Origin of the sequence: Nonomuraea antri, from assembly GCF_013283785.1 — a bacterium.
Classification (GTDB): Bacteria; Actinomycetota; Actinomycetes; order Streptosporangiales; family Streptosporangiaceae; genus Nonomuraea; species Nonomuraea antri.
On the sequence record NZ_JABCPZ010000493.1, the window covers coordinates 1 to 2,094 of the forward strand.

Annotated in this window: 1 protein-coding gene; it reads left to right on the plus strand. The window is 77.7% G+C overall.

Annotated elements, in window-relative coordinates; all coding sequences use genetic code 11:
* Positions 1-2,094: FtsX-like permease family protein (locus HII36_RS54830; protein WP_173531325.1), on the plus strand; the 2,094-nt coding region annotated here is incomplete at both ends.

The window sequence follows — 2,094 nt, forward strand, 5'->3', positions numbered from 1 at the left end:
CGCCCGGCCTGTACGTCACCGACGCCCTGGCCGCCGAACTGGCCGGACGTACGAGCGGGCCGCGCGCCGGCACCGTGGACCTCGTCGCGGTCCGCGCCGCACCCGGCGTGACCCCCGCCGACCTCGCCACCCGCCTCAACCACCACCTCGGCCGGCAACCCGCCCAGCAACCCGGCCCACAGCCTGGCCGGCAATCCGACCCGCAGCCCGGCCAGCAATCCGGCCCACAGCCCGGCCAGCGACCCGACCAGCAGCCCGGGCCGCAGCCCGCCCAGCAGCTCACCGGCACGCCGTTCACCAGCACGCCCGGCACGCCCGGCACCGGCACGCCCGGCACGCCCGGCAGCGGCACGTTCGGCACCGGCACGCCCGGTACCGCGACCGGCTCCTACGAGGTGGCGATCGGTTCGTCCATCGCGGACGCCGAGTCCCCCGGCGCCGCCGCGGGCCGGGGCCTGTTGCTGATGCTGCCCGCCACCATCGGCGGCATCAGCCTGATGATCGTCGGCTTCGTGGTGGGCGGCGGGCTGTCGCTGACGGTCAACCGGCAGCGGCGCGACCTCGCGCTGCTGCGCGCGGCCGGAGCGACGCCCCGCCAGGTGCGCCGGCTGGTCGCGGTCCAGGGCACGCTGGCCGCGCTGGCGGCGCTGGCGCCCGGGGCGGCGCTGGGCTACCTGCTGGCCGGCCGCCTGGGTGACCTGCTGGTGAGCATCGGGGCGCTGCGTGCCGACCAGCCGCTGGTCCACGGGCCGCTGCCGGCGGTGGCCGCGGCGCTGCTGCTGCTCGGCGTGGTGCGGATCGCCGCGTGGTCGGCCTCGATGCGGGTCTCCCGTCTGCCGGTGGTCGCGGCGGTGGCGGAGACGTCGGGGCCGTCGCCGGTCCGTACTCGCGCGGGCCTGTTGATCATGCTGTTCGCGCTGGTGCTGGCGGCGGCGCCGCTGGTCGTACGGACCGAGGCGGCCGCGATCGGCCCGGCCACGGCCGCGCTGCTGGCGGTGGTCGGGCTGGCGCTGGCCGGTCCCCGCCTGGTGCAGGTCACCACGGGCGCGCTGGCCGGCTCCCGCCTCGCGGTCAGGGCGCCGAGCGCGTTGTGGCTGGCGATTCACAACAGCCACGCGCAGGCGCTCAGGACCGCGGGCGCGGTGGCGGCGCTCGGCATGGCCGTCACGCTCGGGCTCAGCGTGGCGCTCACCCAGACCACGATCGCCGCGGCCCGCTCGGGCGAGGCCACGCTGGCCATGCGCGGGCTGGTCACGATCACGGCTCCCGGTCTGGGCGGCATCCCGCGCGGGCTGCTCGCCGAGGTGCGTGCGCGCACGCCGGCCGCGGCGGTGACGACGACCACGGTGGTGACGCGTCCGCTGCTGTTCGGCGACGATCCCGGCCTGATGTCCAGGCCCGCCATGGCCCTGGGACCGGACGCGGCCGGCCTGATCGACCTGGACGTCGTCGCCGGCGGCCTGGACGGGCTGCGCGGCCCGGCGATCGCGATCGACGAACGGGTGGGCCGGGTCGGCGACCACCTCGACGTGACCATGGGCGACGGCACGCCGGTCAAGGCCCGGGTGGTGGCCACCTACCGGCGCGGGCTCGGTTTCGGCCCGATCGTGGTCTCACGCGACCTGGCCGCCGCGCACACCACGACCGGCCTGGACACCGCCATCCTGGCCCGCGCGACCCCACCGCCCGGCCGCACCTCGCCACCGGCCGACGCGACATCGAGGGCCGACCTCAGCCCGCCGCCGGCCGAGGCGACGTCGAGGGCCGACCTCAGCCGGCCGTCGGCCAAGGCGACGTCGACCGGCCTCAGCGCACCACCGGCGGACCTCGCGCCCGTGTTGGCCCGGTGGCCCGGGGTCGTGCTCTCGGCCGACCCCGAGGGCCCGCAGGCGGGGGCGGCCTCCGCGCAGATCCTGGTGAACCTGGCCGTGCTGGCCGTGTTGCTGGCCTACGTCCTGGTGGCGGTGGCGAACCGGCTGGTGGCGACCACCACGGGACGGCGCGGCGAGCTGGACGGGCTGCGCCGGCTGGGCGCGACCCCGCGCCAGTTGCGGCGGATGGTCCGCTGGGAGGCGGCGTTGATCGGGGCCGGGG